We start from the raw sequence: 1,236 nt of genomic DNA on the forward strand, positions 1-1,236 counted from the left end.
CCCGCCAGTCGGTCGCGCACCGGCCCGCCGGCGACGAAGCGGTCGCCGGTGGCGAGCACCGGCGCAACCGTGCCACCCGGCGCCGAGGGCTCGGGCGCCTGCGCCGGAATCACGGCACGGATCGCCGACAAGGCGAGCGGCGGACCGTCGTGACGACCGGTGACCGCGTGCAGCGCGGGGTCGTCGAAGTCGTGCTGGAACACCGTCGCGACCTCGTGTGTGCCCTCCATCCCCGGGTGCAGACCGCCGGCCGTGCCGACGTTGACCAACTCGCGCGGCCGAGCGCCGCCACCGAGGGCGTGCGCGACGGCCACGGCCGCGCGGACCTTCCCCACCCCGGTGACGAGGACGGGGAAGTCGGTGACGAAGTGCCGGGCCTCCTGCTCCAGGGCCACGACGATGAGCGGATGGGCAGGGTCCACGGTCCCGATGAGTTCCACGGCCATACCGTATCCGCGTCTGCGGTGGCGGGTGGCCCGGCGGCGCCTACGGTGGGACACGTCACCACCGCGGCCGGGGCCGCACAGGGCGCCCCGGCACACCAGCGAAGAGGTCGTCCACGATGTCCGTCCACGCCGCCCGCACCCCGCGCCCCGCCCGCCGCGCCCTGCTCGCACTCCCTGCCGCCGCGCTGCTCGCCGCGGCCGGATGCACCTCCGGGTCCGACGACCAGGCCACCGAGCAGACCCCCGCCGAGCAGACCGTCACCGTCACCGAGCAGTCCTCCGCGCCGACCGTCCCCGAGCAGGATCGAGCCGCCGGTGACGCCACCGCCGCACCAGGGCTCGTCGACTGCTCCGGCGAACGCACCGGTGAGGACATCACCGGCGACGTCCGGGTCCTCGACGGGCAGACGTGCATCCTGCGCGACCTGGCGGTCAACGGGGACATCGACGTGCTCGGCGGCGGCCGCCTCGAGGCTTTCAACATCCGCGTCACCGAGGACATCGACGCCGAGGGCCACACCTCCGTACTCGTCTCCGGCGGCGACGTGACCGGCTCCGTCGAGCTCGAATACGGGGGCGAGGCGACCCTCGAGAACGTCCGGATCGGCGGCGACGTCGAATCGGAGGAGAACTCCGGCGCGCAGCGCTTCGAGGGCAACACGATCGGCGGGGACCTCGAGTGCGAGGCGAACGACCCGGCCCCGACGGGCGGCGGCAACCAGGTCGCCGGCGAGCGCCAGGGGCAGTGCGCGACCCTGTGACCGGCCGTCCGGCGGGACCGGCGGCCCGG

The 1,236-nt window shown here is 74.8% G+C and carries 2 protein-coding genes; one reads left to right on the plus strand and one right to left on the minus strand.

Annotated elements, in window-relative coordinates; translation table 11 throughout:
- Positions 1–446, minus strand: a 446-nt coding sequence (locus HMPREF3086_RS02985; protein WP_246830881.1) for a phosphorylase family protein, incomplete at its 3' end; no start/stop codon positions are given.
- A 116-nt stretch (positions 447–562) separates the two neighbouring features.
- On the opposite strand from HMPREF3086_RS02985, the gene HMPREF3086_RS02990 reads away from it, so the two are divergent.
- On the plus strand, positions 563–1,207 hold the full coding sequence (locus HMPREF3086_RS02990) for a hypothetical protein (protein ID WP_070720109.1): 645 nt from the start codon (positions 563–565) through the stop codon (positions 1,205–1,207).
- The last annotated feature ends 29 nt before the right edge of the window (positions 1,208–1,236 follow it).

The sequence above is a fragment of the Dietzia sp. HMSC21D01 genome (assembly GCF_001815995.1).
Taxonomy (GTDB): domain Bacteria; phylum Actinomycetota; class Actinomycetes; order Mycobacteriales; family Mycobacteriaceae; genus Dietzia; species Dietzia cinnamea.